Consider the following 17,302-nt stretch of genomic DNA (forward strand, 5'->3'; position numbering starts at 1 on the left):
TATGAGCATTCACTTTCTCACCCTCTATTTCGCCGTCGCCGCCTCCAATCTCGTTCCCAACGGCGGCTTCGAACAAGGTATGACCGGCTGGGGATCGTTATGGACGCGGGAGGCGGGCGCTGGAAGCGCCATCGCCGACCGGGAGATTGTCCACGAAGGACGGGCGGCGGCGCGCATCGAACATCGCGGCGAGAAGGATTGGAGTTTCAATCCCAACTCGCAATATCCTGCGCAGGATGGCGAATTATATACGCTGGACGCTTGGATTAAGATCGAAGGGCAGGGAAGCGCGGAAATCTGCGTCGTCCTTTATGACGCCCAAGGCGCCGTAATGGATTGGTCTTACGCTTCCCGTTCGGCGAAAGGCGCTCAGGATTGGCGGCATTTGCAAAGCAAGTTCGCCATACCTCAAGGCGTTGTCAAAATCCATCCCCGCCTTATTGGATATGGTTCCGCCACGGTATGGCTGGACGATTTTCAATTGCTGCCGGAGGGACGAATTGAGGATTTGCAGAAAGATATCCCCGCCGATATTCCTCTTGATAACGAATCGCTGACCGTTACGCTGCATACGCGCAACGGCGCCTTGTCGGTTAAAGACAAACGGACGAGCCAGACATACGATCAGCGCCCCTTCGCTCAAGAAGGCGTTATCCAGGCGGCAACGACTACGGATCGCCTTATAGAATGGGATTGGCTGCATTTTCCGTCGGGCCTCGTTTTCAAAGTTCGCCTCGATCTGGACGAGAGCCATCCCGAATTCGTTCTTGCGCTATCTGGAGAAGGCGAGTTGCCAAACCGCATCGCTTATCCGCATCCCTTCGCAAACAAAGCGGGCGAATATCTCGTCATTCCTTTGAACGAAGGCATATCCTACCCCGTCGACGACAAAACCATTGATCCCATGCGTCTGGTCGCTTACGGCGGGCATGGGATATGTATGCCTTTTTGGGGCGAGACGGATGGAAGCGCGGGGCGCATGGCCATTCTGCAAACGCCGGACGACGCTTCGATCAACATCTTTCGTCAGCAAGAAAAACTTGGCATTGTCCCGGAATGGGAGCCGCAGAAAGGCCAATTCGGCTATCCCCGTCAAATCCTCTACGCGTTTTTCGATAAGGGCGGCCATACGGCCATCTGCAAGCGTTACCGCGCTTACGCCAAAGAAACCGGCTTGTTGAAGACGCTCCAACAAAAGAAGGAAGAAAATCCCCATGTCGACAAGCTGATCGGCGCCGTCAACGTCTGGTGTTGGGAAAGCGATCCCCTTCGCTACGTGCGGGAAATGCAGGCGCTGGGCATCGAGCGCATTTTGTGGAGCGATCGGGAAAATCCCTCCGTAATCGAAGCGATGAACCGGATGGACGGCGTTCTCACCAGCCGTTACGATATCTATCAAGACGTCATGGATCCTGCCGTTTTCCCGCTGCTCAACGGCGTTCATCCCGATTGGCCTACGGAAGCCTGGCCGCAGGATTTGATGCTCGACGAATCGGGGGATTGGCGAAAGGGGTGGGAAGTGAAAGGCAAGGACGGCGCCATGCATCCTTGCGGCGTTCTCTGCGACCAACAGGCGATTCCCTACGCCCGTTCGCGCATATCCGAGGAATTGAAAACTTATCCCTACCGCTGCCGCTTCATCGATACGACTACGGCGTCGCCCTGGCGGGAATGCTATCATCCCGATCATCCCATGACCCGCTCGCAAAGCCGCTATTGGAAGATGGAACTGCTGCGCTTGGTTTCGGAAGAGATGCGTCTCGTAACCGGTTCGGAAACGGGGCATGACGCCGCCGTTCCCTACGTTCATTATTTCGAAGGCATGTTGAGCTTGGGTCCATACCGCGTTCCCGACTCGGGACGGGATATGCTGCGAATCTGGGACGAGGTTCCCGAACGTGTGGCAAAATTTCAACTAGGCCATCAGTACCGTTTGCCGTTATGGGAACTGGTCTATCACGATTGCGTAGTCTCTCAATGGTATTGGGGAGACTACAACAATAAACTGCCTTCGTTATGGGATAAGCGCGATCTGTTCAATGTTTTGTACGGAACGCCGCCGATGTTCATGTTCAATCGGCAAGGTTGGGAGAACAATAAAGAACGATTCGCGCAAAGCTATAAGAATATTTGTCCCATCGTCCGGGATGTGGGGTATTCTGAAATGCTGGAGCATCGCTTTTTGAATCCGGACCGCAGCGTGCAGCAAACCGTTTTCGCCAATGGAACCGTAGTCGCAGTCAATTTTGGCGATATTCCTTTTCAATGGGATGAGACGACGGAACTGGCGCCGATGAGTTTTCGCGTGGAGAAATTCGATGGAGCAAAGTGCTGCGATTATATGATGTATAAGTAAACGGAAAATGTCTTGATGGAACGGATTTTTCCTTTAAAATCGCCGCCATCGAAAAAATTTCCATTTTGATGGTTTTACTTCTATAATAAACTACGTTGAGCATCCATAAATGAGCGCCGAGAAAGTTCCGAAAGCGTACGATCTCGCGCGATGGGATCAAAAGAGAATGAACGAAAACGATCGGGTCGACAAGCAAATCATGAATCAACAATATATCCAAACACTTCATCGGGATTTGAAACTGAAAGATTCGGAAGCGTTCTATTATTCGTTGGTCGAGAATATTCCGCAATATATTTTCTGCAAGGATTTGGAAGGACGTTTCACATTCGTCAACCATCTCTTTTGCGAATTGTTGGAAAAGCCCATCGACGAAATTATCGGGAAGACGGATTACGATTTCTTCCCCGATAAACTCGCTAAAAAATATCGCGATGACGACCGGCGAGTCATCGAAGAGAACCGTACCTTTGAAGATGTGGAAGAGAATAAAGTTTCTTCTCACGAAACGAAATACGTCCACGTCGTCAAGACGCCGATCCATGACGCTAATGGCAATATCATCGGCATCCAGGGAATTTTCTGGGATATTACGCAGCGCAAGAAGGCGGAAGAAGAATTGAAAAACGCCAACGAGCGAATGAGGCGCGATCTTATTGCGGCGGCGAAGGTGCAGCGGGGCTTCATCCCCGAAAAAGCGCCGAAGATTCCCGGCTTTCGTTTTTCGTGGCTGTTCGAGCCGTCCGAATACATCGGCGGCGATATCCTCAACGTGATTCGCCTCGACGAGAAGCGGTGGGCTTTCTATGTTCTGGACGTATCCGGCCATGGCGTTCCGGCGGCGTTATTGTCCGTTTCGTTGACGCGCATGATCGATCAAACGTCGATTTCCATCGGCCCCGCGCATGACGAGAACCTATCGATGATGGCGTCCGACGAGTTGTACGATCCCCAAAAGGTCGTACAAAAACTCAACCGCCGCTTTCCGGGCGACGACGCCACATTTTGCACGCTGCTTTACGCCATCCTCAACGTCCAAGACGCCAGCGTAACTTGGATTCGGGCGGGTCACGTGCCTCCCCTTTTGATCCAGCAAAATGGAAAGAAAGCGGAATATCTCTACGAACCGGCGGGAATATTCATCAGCAACATGTATTATGAAGACGAGAATTTACAAACCAGTAAAATTATGCTGGAACCGGGAGACCGCTTTGTTTTGTTTTCGGACGGAATCACGGAAGCGATGAAGAATTATCAGGAATTCGGCTTCGATCGATTTGCGGATGTCATGCTCGACGCCGCCTCGCTTCCCTTGGAATTGTCCATTCATTCGGCTCTCAGCAGCGTATCGGAATGGACAGGCGTATCGAAATTCGATGACGACGTTACCCTGCTGGCGTTGGAAAGGATTCATAACGAAGGCTGAGCGAGGAAAGGCGTATCGGACCATGAGCCGTCATTGGAACCTATCGCCGGACGCATCGATCAAGATCGCTCCGCGATTATCCAACCCGGCGTTGATCCGCAAGATGGTCAATTCGCTTTCCGAAAACGAGCAATGCTTTCGGCTGGCTATTAACGATGGGGGGAGCGATTTTTCGAAAGAATTCGCCATGGCGGTTGCCTTCCATGAAAATACCGACCGGACGCGGAGAAGAGGCTATGGATTGCAAATCATCAAAACCTTCGTAGATGAAGCGCATCATGTCTATGAACCGAATCTCGGCAATAAACTGATTCTTACGAAAAATCTGCGCAACGATCTTTAATCCCCCCAACCGCTTCATGCGATAGAAGAAGTAGTTTATATTTTTTCTATGCGCGGGAGAAAATTTAAATTTCGCCGCGCGTTTTTCGTAATATAAGCGATGATAGAGCTATTGAATTTGGGCGATGACTTTACTTTATTCAATGGATTTGACGGAGAAACTGCAACGCGAGGATGCCGGTTTGCGTTAGGAGGGGTAAATGAAAGGGAAACTTATGTCGATAGGATGGGGACTAGCGGGGATGCTCTTGGCGGAGCTTCCGGCTTTTTCCGCCGAATCCGCCGCACCTATAATGGCGGCGACGGGAACGTTGCGCTTCATTAATACGGCTTTCGAGAACGCTTCTCCTTTGAATTGGGAAATTGACGCCGAAGGCCGCATTCTGATCAGCCTGATTTACGATCATGAACGATCATCTCCCAATCGCGCCAACGGCCATTGGTTTTTTCAAGTCGAAGCGGAGCCTGGCGCTTCCTTAACAATTCTCTTACAAAATTTTGATAATATATGGAATGGAAGATGGGGTTCGCCCGTTTCCGACCGGACGAATGTCTACCTTTCCGCCGATGCAAAGGAATGGACAATTCTTCCGGCGCAAAAGACGAAGGATAACCGCATTCATTTTACTATGCGCATGGAGAGCGATAAAGTTTTTGTCGCCCGAATGCCGCCTTATCGCTTGAGCGATTTGGAGAAGTTGAAGAAAGAGATCGCGTCGAATCCTCTGGTGGAAATCACGCCCATCGGACGCACCGTGGAAGGGCGGGAACTGGAAATCATCCGCGCCGGAAAGCCGGATGCGCCCTTCCGGGTACTGATCCGCGCGCGCGCCCATCCTTGGGAGGCGGGAGGCAATTGGGTAGTGGAAGGCTTTCTCCGCCAATTGTTGAAAGACGACGAGGCGGGGCGTCGATGCCGAGAGCGCTATTGCGCCTATATCATGCCCATGGCGAATAAAGACGGCGTGGCGCGGGGTTATACGCGCTTCAATGTTTTGGGCATGGATCTGAATCGCAAATGGGATATTCCCGCCGATCCTCGCGCTCCCGAAAACCAGGCTCTGGAAGCTTGGCTGGGGCGAATGATCGCCCAAGGACAACGTCCGCATCTGGCGATCGATCTGCATAACGACAACGGCGGGAATATTCATGTCAGCCGTCCCGACAGTCCGAACGCCGAAGCGTACCTCGCCAACATGGAACACTATGAGAAATTAATGCGGAAATATACATGGTTTACGGAAGGTTCCACAGGTAAAGATTTCCGCAATCCCGGCTCGTTCGGCGAGGGTCTTTTAGAGCGATTCGGCGTTAACGCTTTGGTGCAGGAGCTCAACTGCGATTGGATCGCGGGCTTGAATAAAGCGCCGGAAGCGAAAGATTGGGAACTGCTTGGCGCACAGTATTGCGAGGTTTTTTACCGGTATTTTGGAGAAGAGTAGTCGCGTAGGGTTGGCTAAAAGCCGCGTAGGGTGGGCTCAAAGCCGCGTAGGGTGGGCTCAAAGCGAAGCGTAGTCCACCAATATCTCTAACAGATACTGTTTTATACGAGTTGGTATTATAACCCAATAAATCGAGGATATCCCAGTGATCAAAGTCGATGATTATCATAAAACCTATCGGGAAACGGTCGCCGTAGAAGGATTGAGCTTCGAAGTCGGTCCCGGCGAAATTCTGGGATTGGTGGGTCCCAACGGCGCGGGAAAAACAACGACGCTGCGAGCGATATGCGGCATCATTCCGCCCACCAAGGGGCAACTCTTCGTGGCGGGGTGCGACATCGTCGAAAATCCGGTCGAAGCTAAAAGACAAATCGCCTTCATCCCCGACGACCCTCACTTGTTCGATACGCTGACGGTTTGGGAGCATTTGAAATTCGTCGCATCCGCCTACCGGGTGGAAAATTACGAAGAAAAAGGCGCAGCGCTTTTGAAAAAGTTTGAATTGGAGGAGAAGCGCAACGCCTTGGCGCAGGAACTTTCGCGGGGAATGCGTCAGAAAACAGCCATCTGCTGCGCCTATCTACACGATCCCAAAGCGTTGTTGTTCGACGAACCGCTCACCGGACTCGATCCTCGCGGCATCCGCACCTTAAACGATACGATTGTGGAGAAATCGCAGGCGGGCGCCGCCATCGTCATCAGTTCGCACTTGCTCTCGCTAGTAGAAGATTTATGCACCCATCTTCTCATCATGCACAAGGGCAAGAAACTCTTTTCCGGTTCGATCGCGGAGGCGCGCTCCGCCTTCGGTAAAGAGGGCGCCGACTCGACCTTGGAAGAACTCTTCTTCCGGGCGACGGAAGGCGAAGCCGAACCTGCGGCGGCGGTACAGGAATAAATTATGAGCTTCATGCAAATTCCCTATTTTTCCTCCCCCAAGCTTGGGGGAGGTTAGGAGGGGGTTGCGTTAAGTCTAATAAAATCAACCCCCCTCTAACTCCCCCCAAGCTTGGGGGGAGAATTTATTAGTTAATTTTATCAATTTTGCAAGAGGCTTATCATGATCAATTCCTCGCTGCTTTCCCTCAAGAAATTGCAATATCGCGCCCGGATTCGCTATACGTTTCGAGGATTGAAAACCTTGCGCGGCGCGATCTATTTCGCTTTGGGCGTCATCATGTTTTGTTTGTGGCTCGGCCCGCAAATCATGATGCTCTTCATGAATTCGCGCCATAAAAATCCCGTGGACGAGGCGATTGTAGGGACGGGGCAAACCGCTCTTCCTCTTGTTATTTTTCTGTTCTGCCTGATGCAACTTATACTCAAAGCCAGCGAAAATTCCATTTATTTTACGCCGAGCGAAGTGGATTTTTTGTTCGCGGGGCCTTTCAAGCGCAGCGAGTTGCTGTTTTATAAATTGACGGGAATGTTAATGACAACGCTATTTCCCGCCATTATCTTTCCTATCTTTCTTGGCCGCTTCGCTCATTCTTGGATCGCCTTATTCGCAGGCACTTATCTCACGCTTCTCTTTATACAAAACTTGGGAATGACAAACGTGATGATCCGCCAGATCGTCACGGAACGCGCTTTTACTTTGACGCGAAAGATTATTGTGGGATTTGTGGCGGCGATGGCTCTGTTGGGAATCTACCAAGTTATAAAAAATTCCGGGACGGAAATAGGATATATCGCCGCGTGGAATCAATTCACCCATTCCTGGATGGGAACTATGCTCATGGCTCCCTTTCAGGCTCTCGCCAACGCCATGTTGGCGAAAAACGTTTTTCCGGAACTGTTGATATGGGGCGGCATAGCCGCAGCTATGAACGCCGTTCTGCTGGTTCTCATCTTTCGTCTCGACGCGAATTTCCTGGAAACGGCGGTGGCAGTCAGCCAAAGAGTCTATGAACGCGCTCAACAGATGAAACGCAACCGGGGAGTTGCATTCCCAACGAAAACCAAAGCGGGAATAACCATGCCTTCGTTTCCGTGGCTGGGCGGCGCGGGGCCAATTCTCTGGCGGCAATTCACTAACGCTTACCGCCATTCGAAAACCCTATTCATTCTGTTGCCTATCCTATGCCTTGCTTTCGGTCCGTTTCTCTTCATGTTATTTACCAAAGGCGATAAGGGAGGCGAAGCGATCTATACGCTTTTGGGGATGGTGGTTTGGATGTCGGTTCTCTTCACGGAATGGGTGGCTTTCGATTTCCGCAGCGAGATGGAACGCATGGACTGGCTTAAAATTTTGCCGATTCATTCTCTCGCCATCGCCTTGGGTGAAATCCTGGTTCCGGTTTTGATCTATACGATCTTCGAAACGCTGCTGTTCGGCGGCTTGGCGATTTTCTTTGCGTCGATGAGATGGACGTTATTATTAACGTTGGCTTTTCTGCCATTAATCAATTTTATCATCTTCGGCGTGGATAATTTTATCTTCTTGGTTTTTCCCGTTCGTATGATTCAAACGCAACCGGGAGATTTTCAAGCCTTTGGCCGGATGATGTTGATTTTCATGTTGAAATTCCTTCTTTTAGCCGCCACTATCGGCGCGACAGCGGGATTGGGCTGGTTGGTTTATTGGCTGAGCGGCTTTTGGTCTGCGTTTTTTATTACGGCGTGGTGTCTCCTTTTGCCGGAAGCGATCTTATTCATTCCAATAACGGCGTGGGCTTACGAGCGATTCGATCTCAGCGTAGACTCGCCGGCGGCTTGATGTCAAAAAGTCAATTTCAAGATCAGAAAACAACGCCCTTATCGTTCTTCAGCGAAAGGGCGTTTTCTTTTATATCCCAACCTGCTTGCATCGCGTAACCAATCGCATATCTATTCGTTTAATAAAGCCAAAAGGAGAAAGCGGCGCTTCCCTATCCTTTCTATCCATCCATAATAAATCGCAATGAAGCCAATCCGATCTTCGCTGGATGGGAAATCTTTGGAGGTTGAAACAATGTCGAAAGTGAAAATGACGGCAGCTGGAATAGGAATTTATCTCTTTTTTGCGTCTTTATGCGGCGCGCAAACTATCAAATTCTTTCCCGTCGCTTCGCCGGATCAAAGTGTCAGTTTCGTGGTCATGTTGACAGATCGAGGCGAGGAGAAAGGATGTTTAATCTATAACCTTTTCTATAAGAATGACGCCGTCATTGGCGATTCGCGCTTAGGATTCGAAATGAAAGACGCCCCGGCGTTAAAAAATCATTTCGTTTATGCGGATTCCAAACAGGAAATTCATGACGATGTTTTCACGCCGATTTACGGCGAAAGAAAAACCTCTGCCAACCATTACAACGAAGCCCAGATCGATTTTCGGGAAAGCGATAAGCCCAACCGGCTGCTGCGCATAAGAGTGCGATCATACAACGAGGGCGCGGCATTCCGCTACGAATTTCCCGAACAGCCGGAGCTGAAGGATTTTACGATCGCATCGGAATTGACGCAATTCAACTTGTTTTTCAACTTTATGATGTATCAGGAGCATGGAACGGAGGGGGAATACAGCCGCCTGCAAATCAGCAGCGCCTCGTCCGAATGCGAAACTCCGCTCACCATCGAAATGGGCATCGATCCGGTAATGTGCATCATGGAGGCGCAGTTGGACAATTATTCCCTGATGCGGCTCTCGCCCGTTAAAGGGTTGTCTCACGCTCTCGCCGCCGATCTGGCCGGTCCCGTCAACGCCGCCCCGCCTTTCGCTTCGCCTTGGCGGGTCATCTTATTGGGAGATAAACATGGCGATTTGATCGAGCGCAGCGATTTTCTTCTCAAACTCAATCCTCCCATCGCTCTGAAGGACTCGTCTTGGATCAAGCCGGGCAAGGTTATACGTTGTACTCAACTGAATACGGAAGGCGGAAAAGAATATATCGACTTCGCTGAAAAACATAAAATCGACTACGTTCATTTCGACGCGGGCTGGTACGGTCCGGAATGGGAGAAAGATTCCGACGCCCGCAAACCTAAGGAGGATTTGGATTTACCCTTCTTGATCGACTACGCCAAGAAGCGCCATATTGGAATCAGCCTCTATGTCAATCGCAACGCTTTAATGACGCAATTGGACGAAATCTTGCCCCTTTATCGGAAATGGGGCGTTAAAGCGGTGAAATTCGGCTTTGTTGAAGTTGGAAGCCAGGCTGCGATGCGTTGGTTGGCTGAAGCGGTCAAGAAAGCCGCCGATTGCCTATTGATGGTGGATATCCACGACGCCTATCGCCCCTCCGGCCTTAGCCGCACCTATCCCAACCTCATGACCCAGGAAGGGGTGCGGGGCAACGAGCACATGCCCGCCGCCGGACATGACGCGATTTTGCCATTTACCCGTTTTCCGGCGGGGGCGGCGGATCATACCATTTGTTATTATACAAACCGCATGAAGACGACGCGCGCCCATCAATTGGCGGCCTCCGTGGTTTATTACAGCCCATTGCAATTCCTCTTCTGGTACGATAAGCCATCCGATTTTCAAGGCGATCCGGAGATGGAATTTTTCGAAAATCTTAAGACGGTTTGGGATGAAACGAAAGTGATTCAAGGCCGCATCGGCGATTATGCCGCCGTCGCCCGTCAAAGCGGTCAGGAGTGGTTTGTTGGCTGTATTACCGACGAGAATGCGCGAGTTTTGGATATCCCCCTTACTTTCCTGACTCAAGATGCGAAATACGTTGCGCATATTTATTCCGACGGAGACGAGAAAGACGGAACCAAGGTGAAGATCGAGCGCTATCTCGTTGATTCCGCTACGGTAATTCAAGCAAAAATGGCGGCCAGCGGCGGCTGCGCCATGCGTATCGTCCCGGCGGCGGCGGCGGATTCGAAATCATGGCGACAATATGTAAATCCTGACTTTTCAAGATAAATCATTGATAACGTTGCGCGATAAATATCCTTATGCTATAATAACATTATAATATTATAATGAATTGTAGCGGTTAAATCCACCTCTGAAGGATTACGGGATATTATGATAAAAACTCTGAAGTACATTAATGCTTTTTTCATCCAATTGCCCGGCATAAAACAAGTAACGTATGGATATTTATTCTATATCGGGATTGGTTGGCTTCTTTTGTGTTTGCCTTGGTCGCAAGTTAAGAATGACGTGTCCCCTCTGGACAACCTTTTCGTTTCCGCTTCCGCCATATCCACAACGGGGCTTTCCCCCGTGTCTGTATCCGATAGTTATACTTTTTTTGGTCAATTGGTGGTTTTAGCGTTGATTCAATTTGGCGGAATTGGATATATGACGGTCGGCTCTTTTATTATTCTGATCCGCAAACAATCCCTGCCGGAAAGCCGAGTGGACGTATCGCAAAAGGTGTTTTCGCTGCCAGCTGGTTTTAAAATGGAAAAGTTCATCTTCAGCGTGATCTATTTCACTTTGTTGATCGAACTCGTCGGCGCCGTAGCGCTCTATTATGTTTTTCAAACGTTGCAAGCGCCCTTGCCTTTATGGAGCGCCGTTTTTCACAGCGTTTCGTCTTTTTGCACGGCGGGATTCGGCCTCTACAACAACAGTTTCGAATCCTATGGCGGAAGCGTACGGCTGAACGCCGTCATCGCCGCACTCAGTTACGCGGGCGCCATTGGCTTTATTGTATTTGTCGATATTTGGCGCTGCGTAAAAGGCAGCGTGAAAAGCATCACCTTGACCAGCAAGATCATATTGCACGCTACGTTTTGGATTTCCATCATTGGAACTATTCTGTTATTTGTAGCCGAACCAAGTTTTCAAACTCTTCCAGCGGAAAAACGATGGCTGGCTTCCTTTTTCCAAGCCATGACGGCCATGACCACCGTCGGTTTCAACACGATGCCCATCGGTATGCTGTCCAAAGCGTCGCTCCTGCTCATTATCATTCTGATGGTGATCGGCGCTTCCCCTTCGGGGACGGGAGGTGGATTGAAATCGACGACGTTCAGCGCCATCATCGGAATCATGAAAAGCGCCATACGAGGTTCGTCTGAAGTGACTTTTTGGGGACGAGCGATTCCTATCGATCGTTTGATGACGGCCACCGCGACGTTAGGTTTTTACTCTGCGTTGCTGATTACGGGCGTTTATCTGCTTTCTTTAACGGAATCTTTTAAATTCGAGGAAATATTTTTCGAAGCCGCTTCCGCCCTAGGCACGGTAGGATTGAGTACGGGGATTACGGCTTCGCTGTCGCATTTGGGGAAACTGATTATTATTTTCTTGATGTACGCCGGGCGGTTGGGCGCGTTGACGTTCGGCATGGCCTTCTTCCTGCGGGATCGCTCGTTCCAAAGCATCGAAGAGGACCTGGCCGTATGATAATATAAATCTGCTTTGAGTTTGTTGTTTTTAAAATTCCTCTCCCAAGATAGGGAGAGGTTAGGTGAGGGTTGATAGTATTAATCTAAATTATTTCCTCACCCTAGCCCTCTCCCACAGGGCCTGATCTTTACCCACAAGTATTGAGGAATTATGAATACCTGAATCGAGATTGTCGGGAATAAAGAATAACCAAGTTGGTTAGTCAACCCGCCGTTAAAACGGCGGACTATTATCGTTTGCCCCTTTAAAGGGGCATTTGATAATAGCCCAGCCTTTCAAGGCTGGGAGAGAAAAACACATGTTAACTCCATAGAATCCGAATCGTCCGTGAAATCTGCGATTCGAAATTTTCGTGGTATTCGCGCCCTTTCGTGTTTTCGCGATTCGAAAACGTGAAAAATGAAACTTTCTTCCGCCCTTGATTAATGGGGCGCCAAGGGCAAGGTTGTTTTTGTCCTTGAGTAATCCCCTCGACTTGTGGGTAAAGATCAGCCCACAGGGCGAGGGAATTAATATCGCCATTAATAAACGCTGCCCGGCTCGACGGGTCCCGTCGTTACGATATCGCCGGAACTGCGCAAACCATTTGAAGCCTCGTAGGGGAAAATGCGGTAGGCCGCGCCATTATTGAATCCTTCGCGGCCATCGGGGCCGACGCTCAGGACGGAATATTTGGCGCCGCGAATCCAGCAATCGTTATACAAAGGAACTCCTTTGACGAATCCTGGTTCCTGGTCGAAATTTTCAAAGACGTAGTATCCAGCGTGCAGCGTGATGGACGTGTCCCCTTTAAAATTGATAGGATCGGAAAAGGGATCGCGGGGGATGAAGGAGATATAAGCGATCGGCGTGGTCAGAAGGGCCAGTTCATCGTTGCGGTTGATGACCTCGCGGCGCAAGTATTGGTTATTGTCCATGCGGTACATTTCCATCGCCGTACGGATGGAACGCAACTCCGCATTGACTCGGGCGACTTTGGCCCGCAGCTGAGCGTTTAAAAAATTGGGAACCGCAATGGCGGACAAGATGCCGATGATGGCGACGACGATCAATAATTCGATTAAGGTAAAACCATACAGCCTCTTTTTCATCTTTCTTTACCTCCCCAATAAGAGAACGAATTGTATGATATATAGAGCCTCTTGCAAAACTCCATAATTCCTCCCCCATGCTTGGGGGAGGTTAGGTGGGGGTTGCTTTAAGTCTAACATAATCAACCCCCCTCTAACTCCCCCCAAGCTTGGGGGGAGAATTTAAAAGCGGATTTTATTAATTTTGCAAGAGCTTCATATAAATAAATGCATTTAATGTATTTATAATTGCTTGTTATGTAATTCACTTAGGGTATCCCGCGGCGACAATATAGACGGGTTTTTCCTCCGGTTGTAGTCCCATGATTTTTTGTTCTTCGGACGAAACGACCGATCCTATCGGTACGGCGCCAAGGCCCAATGCCGTGGCTTGGAGAAGGAGATTCTGGGCGGCGTGTCCCGCTTCGAGGTGGACGTAGCGCACCGCTTCTTCTTTGTATTTTATCGCCGTTCGCTCGAATACAGCTGCGATGACGAAGATGCAAGGGGAGCCGTAGACATTGCCTGGCGCCAGGCTTTCCTTGGTGAATTTCTCCCGTTGGTCTCCAGAAAGAATCGAGACGACGGCGTGCTCTTCGGGAAGGTAGTGATAGATTCCGCTGGGGAGAATTACGTATAGTTCCAAGGGATAGGTCGCCCCGGCGGAGGGGACGGTGCGGCGATTTTGATCCGGACGGTTGATTCCCTGCGCCGCCCAGAGGAGTTGTCCCACGATTTCCCATTTGGGAACTTCCGGCGTGAAGGAGCGAATCGATTGGCGTTGCCAAAGGATTTCTTCCAGGGAGGCTTTGCCTTTGGTTATTGCTTTGGGCAGTTGAATTTTCTGCGGCGTTTCTTTTTTTTCTTCCGCATAGAGCGATAACGGAATCAAACTTAGGGCGATCATCGATAGTAAGTTGGCCAAGAAGATTTTCGGTCGCATGGGATTTCTCCGCGTTTGTTGAAAAACGATGTTCGATTTCCAAGCAAAACGAGAACGAGTCTCTTTTCAAGGGTTCCAGAATATCCCATTGGACAAAATGAAAATCAAGAGATCGATTACGTTCGAATCGCAGGAAGTAAGCGATCTTTCAAAGAGGTTTATAAAAGGCCGATTCCAAGGTAGGATAAAATAATAACCATATTGAATGAGCATTCTTGATTCGACGACGATGAAACCAGCCGTCCTGATATCCGGCGACCTTGTTCAATACCTCGAAACGGGCGCGATAAAAAAAATCTCTTTTCACGATTTAACGGGCGCAAACTATCCGTGGGAAGTTAGCGTACAAACCATCCCCAAACTGCAAATCCTTTTAATGAAAATCGAAGAGGATGTTCGATCCCGATTTCCGGATCAGGAAATTACTTGCGTCTCATCCGGCCAAGGAATGTATTGGTTGTCGAACGCGAGCATGGAGCGTTTTCTGCGCTTGATGGAGACGAAAGTATCCCGCTTGAAATTCGAGGGTCCTCTTCCCATTTGGAATTGCGCATCGACGGAGTTATTTTCTTTTCATGTTGACAACCTGAGGCGGTTGATTCTGGCGGTTGCGCACGATGCGGCGTTGTTGGAGCGTCTTAAGCCGCATATCGACGGTCAACATGAATATCTGGCGCGGGAATTCAAGACGGGCGAACAAAGTCTCCAAGCCTTTTTGCCGGAAATTATCAAACAGGCGTCTCTATTTAACAATTTCCGCTCCGATGACATCGACTTCTACGAGCGCTGCCGCGTCACTCGCGAATTGCTAGGGCGTAGAGAGACATCGGTAGAGGAACTTGGGTATTCCTTGGAGCGGTTGGATCGGGTGGAAGCCGTATTGAAAACGAGATGCGAAAAGGCATTCCCCTTATTCTCGCAGCGAGTCGAGTCGATTTACCATCAAATGAAAGAGGCGCTGCGGCGGAGCGAAAGCGCTCAATTGAACCGCGCCAACCGGTGGGAACTGCTTTTCGACTCGGCGGGCGGCGTTCCGGAAGGATTCCACGGATATGCGAAATTGACCGCCAAGGAAAGAGATGGATTGATCTCCTTCGTCGATTCGAGAGAAACGGAACTTGGCCAAAGTCCTTTGGGACAAGAAACGTTGTCCCGCGCTCGGGAAGCGCCCGCTGAAATCCTGCGTGAAATCGCTGCTCCGCCAGCAATCGCTATTGCGCCGGCGGCGGAAGGAATCGCCTTGAGCGATCAGGAGATCGTCGATCTGTTGGCGGGCAAAGCCTACGCCGCCAACGATGCGCTTCCGGCGGAAACTTCGCCGTCTCCATCCAAAAAGACAAAAGACGATTACAAACGGATGGCTTTTACGACTCGCCGCCGCTGAGCCGAAATTCGCCTGATTATATAACACCGCGCCGGTTGCGCATCAAGCGCGAATGGCATTGCGCTTATTCGTGCCGAAGCGCTTCGATGGGATCGAGATTCGCCGCGCGAATTGCCGGGTAGATTCCGAAGATGATGCCTACGGCCATGCTGATGCCCAGCGATAGAATCAAACTAAAAGCGTTGACGACCGTCGGCATTTCCGCGAAGAAAGTAATCAGAAGGGGTATTAAGATTCCCATACCCATTCCGATCAGCCCTCCCGTCGTAGAGAGAACGACGGTTTCGATGAGAAATTGAGTGACGATTTGTTTTTTCTTGGCGCCGATCGCGCGCCGGATTCCAATTTCCCGCGTCCGTTCCGTAACCGACGCCAACATGATGTTCATAATGCCGATGCCGCCGACGAGCAGGCTGATGCCCGCGATCGAACCCAGCACGATATTGAAGGTCCGCTTGGTTTCTTCGGCCTGCCGCAGCAAGGCTAACGGCACGTTGACTTTATAATCGACTTTTTTGTGGAATTGCTTCAGCATTCTTTCGATTCCGGCGGCGACGGCTTCGACGTTATCGGTGGAATCCACTTCGACGATGATTTGATGCAATTCGACCATTTCTCGCGATTGCGAGCCGGCGACGGTTCGCGCGAAGATGTCGCCATATCGTTCTTGGGCTACGTCGATCGGAATATACGCGTCGATTTCCTGATCGGGAGTTTGAACGTCGCCGCCGACGGTTCCAGCGTTTTGGACGATGCCGATCACTTCGAAATAATCGCCGCCCAATCGCAGCGTCTGGCCGATGGTTCCTTTCGCGGCCAACAATTTGCGGACGCCGTGCTCCGTCAACACGACGACGTTGGCGTGGTCGTCGAGGTCCCGCTGCACTAATATTCTTCCCGCCGTGATAGGCCGTTGCACCAAATCGAACCAGATGGGAGTCGTACCTACTACCCGCAATTCCATAGCGCGTTCGCCCAATCGTCCCTCTTTGCGGATTTCTTTTACCGGAACCGTTCGCTTAACGTGGGGAAAACATTCGTGAATGCGCCTTTCGTCGTCGTAGAGCAAGCCGTAGATGCTCATCATGATGCGGACATTGGTCATGGATTCTTCTTCGATCGACTTGGCCGAAGAGATGATAATGTTGTGGCTTCCCAATTTACGGATGCGGTCGAGCGCTTCCTTGCTGGCCCCTTCGCCCACGGCCAGCATGGCGATCACGCTGCCGACGCCGAAAACCACTCCCAACATCGTGAGAAACGAGCGTAATTTGTGAAGCAACAGATTTTTAATTCCGAGTTTGACTTCCCGGACGTGTTTGATGAGTACCATTATTCCTTACCCTCGATGCGCTCGATTTTCCCGTCTCTCATGTGAAGGCGGCTCTTGGCGTATTCCGCGATGTCTCTTTCGTGCGTGACCATGATGATGGTTTTGCCTTGTTCGTTCAGTTCCCGAAGCAGGTTCATGATCTCCACGCTGGTGTGGGAATCGAGGTTGCCGGTGGGTTCGTCGGCCAAAAGAATGGCGGGATCGTTTGCGAGAGACCTGGCGATCGCCACCCGCTGCTGCTGCCCGCCGGACAACTCCATCGGACGATGGTTCAACCGTTCTTCCAAACCGACAAGTTTGGCCAACGCGCGCGCTTTTTCGGCGCTCTCTTCCATTTCCCATCCCTTATAATAAAGAGGCAACTGGATGTTTTCCTCGACGGTGGATTGGGGAATCAAGTTGAAACTTTGAAAAATAAATCCTAAATGCTTGAGACGCATATCGCTCAGTTGATCGTCGTCAAGGGCGCTTACGTCATGTCCGCTTAGCCAATATCGTCCCGACGTCGGGCGGTCGAGGCAGCCGAGAAGATTGAGCATCGTGCTTTTGCCCGAACCGCTGGGGCCTAGAATCGCCCAGAAGCTGCCCGTTTGAAACAATATGGTTACTCCGTCTAGCGCTTGAACGATTTGCGTCCCCATATGGTAGACTTTTTTAACGTTTTCCAGCTGCGCCGCCGCGCCGTTGGATGGAAAAGAATTCATC

The 17,302-nt window shown here is 50.5% G+C and carries 13 protein-coding genes; 9 read left to right on the forward strand and 4 right to left on the reverse strand.

The genetic code is table 11. From position 1 onward, the window contains the following. Position 1: 1 nt before the first annotated feature. From AB1656_05365 to AB1656_05400, 8 genes are all read left to right on the forward strand, one after another. Positions 2-2,356 (forward strand): glycoside hydrolase, encoded by a 2,355-nt coding sequence (locus AB1656_05365; GenBank protein MEW6234797.1) that lies wholly within the window; start codon positions 2-4, stop codon positions 2,354-2,356. 166 nt (positions 2,357-2,522) lie between these two features. Then, complete coding sequence (locus AB1656_05370) at positions 2,523-3,782, forward strand: SpoIIE family protein phosphatase (protein MEW6234798.1); 1,260 nt, start codon at positions 2,523-2,525, stop codon at positions 3,780-3,782. A gap of 22 nt (positions 3,783-3,804) precedes the next feature. Then, complete coding sequence (locus tag AB1656_05375) at positions 3,805-4,125, forward strand: hypothetical protein (protein ID MEW6234799.1); 321 nt, start codon at positions 3,805-3,807, stop codon at positions 4,123-4,125. Between the two features lie 199 nt (positions 4,126-4,324). Continuing rightward, a complete protein-coding gene (locus AB1656_05380; protein ID MEW6234800.1) occupies positions 4,325-5,566 on the forward strand; it encodes a M14 family zinc carboxypeptidase in 1,242 nt (413 codons plus the stop codon). A 145-nt stretch (positions 5,567-5,711) separates the two neighbouring features. Further along, entirely contained in the window at positions 5,712-6,464 is a 753-nt protein-coding gene (locus AB1656_05385; protein MEW6234801.1) for an ABC transporter ATP-binding protein, read from the forward strand. A 162-nt stretch (positions 6,465-6,626) separates the two neighbouring features. Further along, complete coding sequence (locus tag AB1656_05390) at positions 6,627-8,285, forward strand: putative ABC exporter domain-containing protein (GenBank protein ID MEW6234802.1); 1,659 nt, start codon at positions 6,627-6,629, stop codon at positions 8,283-8,285. 234 nt (positions 8,286-8,519) lie between these two features. Next, on the forward strand, positions 8,520-10,427 hold the full coding sequence (locus AB1656_05395) for a glycoside hydrolase family 97 catalytic domain-containing protein (GenBank protein ID MEW6234803.1): 1,908 nt from the start codon (positions 8,520-8,522) through the stop codon (positions 10,425-10,427). A gap of 105 nt (positions 10,428-10,532) precedes the next feature. Next, the gene (locus tag AB1656_05400; GenBank protein MEW6234804.1) at positions 10,533-11,864 is read left to right on the forward strand and encodes a potassium transporter TrkG; all 1,332 of its coding nucleotides are present in this window, start codon (positions 10,533-10,535) and stop codon (positions 11,862-11,864) included. 524 nt (positions 11,865-12,388) lie between these two features. Here the strand turns inward: AB1656_05400 and AB1656_05405 are convergent. After that, positions 12,389-12,958 (reverse strand): prepilin-type N-terminal cleavage/methylation domain-containing protein, encoded by a 570-nt coding sequence (locus tag AB1656_05405; GenBank protein ID MEW6234805.1) that lies wholly within the window; start codon positions 12,956-12,958, stop codon positions 12,389-12,391. A gap of 244 nt (positions 12,959-13,202) precedes the next feature. Continuing rightward, positions 13,203-13,880 (reverse strand): SagB/ThcOx family dehydrogenase, encoded by a 678-nt coding sequence (locus AB1656_05410; GenBank protein ID MEW6234806.1) that lies wholly within the window; start codon positions 13,878-13,880, stop codon positions 13,203-13,205. Positions 13,881-14,109: 229 nt separating this feature from the next. Between AB1656_05410 and AB1656_05415 the strand changes: the two genes are divergently transcribed. Next, positions 14,110-15,264, forward strand: coding sequence for a hypothetical protein (locus tag AB1656_05415; protein MEW6234807.1), 1,155 nt, complete (start codon positions 14,110-14,112; stop codon positions 15,262-15,264). A gap of 64 nt (positions 15,265-15,328) precedes the next feature. On the opposite strand, the gene AB1656_05420 is transcribed toward AB1656_05415, so the two are convergent. Together AB1656_05420 and AB1656_05425 are read right to left on the reverse strand one after the other, a co-directional pair. After that, a complete protein-coding gene (locus AB1656_05420; protein MEW6234808.1) occupies positions 15,329-16,597 on the reverse strand; it encodes an ABC transporter permease in 1,269 nt (422 codons plus the stop codon). Next, positions 16,597-17,301, reverse strand: coding sequence for an ABC transporter ATP-binding protein (locus AB1656_05425; protein MEW6234809.1), 705 nt, complete (start codon positions 17,299-17,301; stop codon positions 16,597-16,599). The genes AB1656_05420 and AB1656_05425 overlap by 1 nt, the downstream gene beginning before the upstream one ends. Position 17,302: the final 1 nt, after the last annotated feature.

The organism is Candidatus Omnitrophota bacterium (genome assembly GCA_040755155.1).
GTDB lineage: Bacteria > Hinthialibacterota > Hinthialibacteria > Hinthialibacterales > Hinthialibacteraceae > JBFMBP01.

Excerpts from the sequence above, each read along its gene's own strand:
- AB1656_05395 (MEW6234803.1), top strand. The coding sequence starts at position 8,520 with ATGTCGAAAGTGAAAATGACGGCAGCTGGAATAGGAATTTATCTCTTT.
- AB1656_05365 (MEW6234797.1), top strand. The coding sequence starts at position 2 with ATGAGCATTCACTTTCTCACCCTCTATTTCGCCGTCGCCGCCTCCAAT.
- AB1656_05425 (MEW6234809.1), bottom strand. The coding sequence starts at position 17,301 with ATGAATTCTTTTCCATCCAACGGCGCGGCGGCGCAGCTGGAAAACGTT.
- AB1656_05420 (MEW6234808.1), bottom strand. The coding sequence starts at position 16,597 with ATGGTACTCATCAAACACGTCCGGGAAGTCAAACTCGGAATTAAAAAT.
- AB1656_05375 (MEW6234799.1), top strand. The coding sequence starts at position 3,805 with ATGAGCCGTCATTGGAACCTATCGCCGGACGCATCGATCAAGATCGCT.
- AB1656_05405 (MEW6234805.1), bottom strand. The coding sequence starts at position 12,958 with ATGAAAAAGAGGCTGTATGGTTTTACCTTAATCGAATTATTGATCGTC.
- AB1656_05370 (MEW6234798.1), top strand. The coding sequence starts at position 2,523 with ATGAACGAAAACGATCGGGTCGACAAGCAAATCATGAATCAACAATAT.
- AB1656_05380 (MEW6234800.1), top strand. The coding sequence starts at position 4,325 with ATGAAAGGGAAACTTATGTCGATAGGATGGGGACTAGCGGGGATGCTC.
- AB1656_05415 (MEW6234807.1), top strand. The coding sequence starts at position 14,110 with ATGAAACCAGCCGTCCTGATATCCGGCGACCTTGTTCAATACCTCGAA.
- AB1656_05390 (MEW6234802.1), top strand. The coding sequence starts at position 6,627 with ATGATCAATTCCTCGCTGCTTTCCCTCAAGAAATTGCAATATCGCGCC.
- AB1656_05410 (MEW6234806.1), bottom strand. The coding sequence starts at position 13,880 with ATGCGACCGAAAATCTTCTTGGCCAACTTACTATCGATGATCGCCCTA.
- AB1656_05400 (MEW6234804.1), top strand. The coding sequence starts at position 10,533 with ATGATAAAAACTCTGAAGTACATTAATGCTTTTTTCATCCAATTGCCC.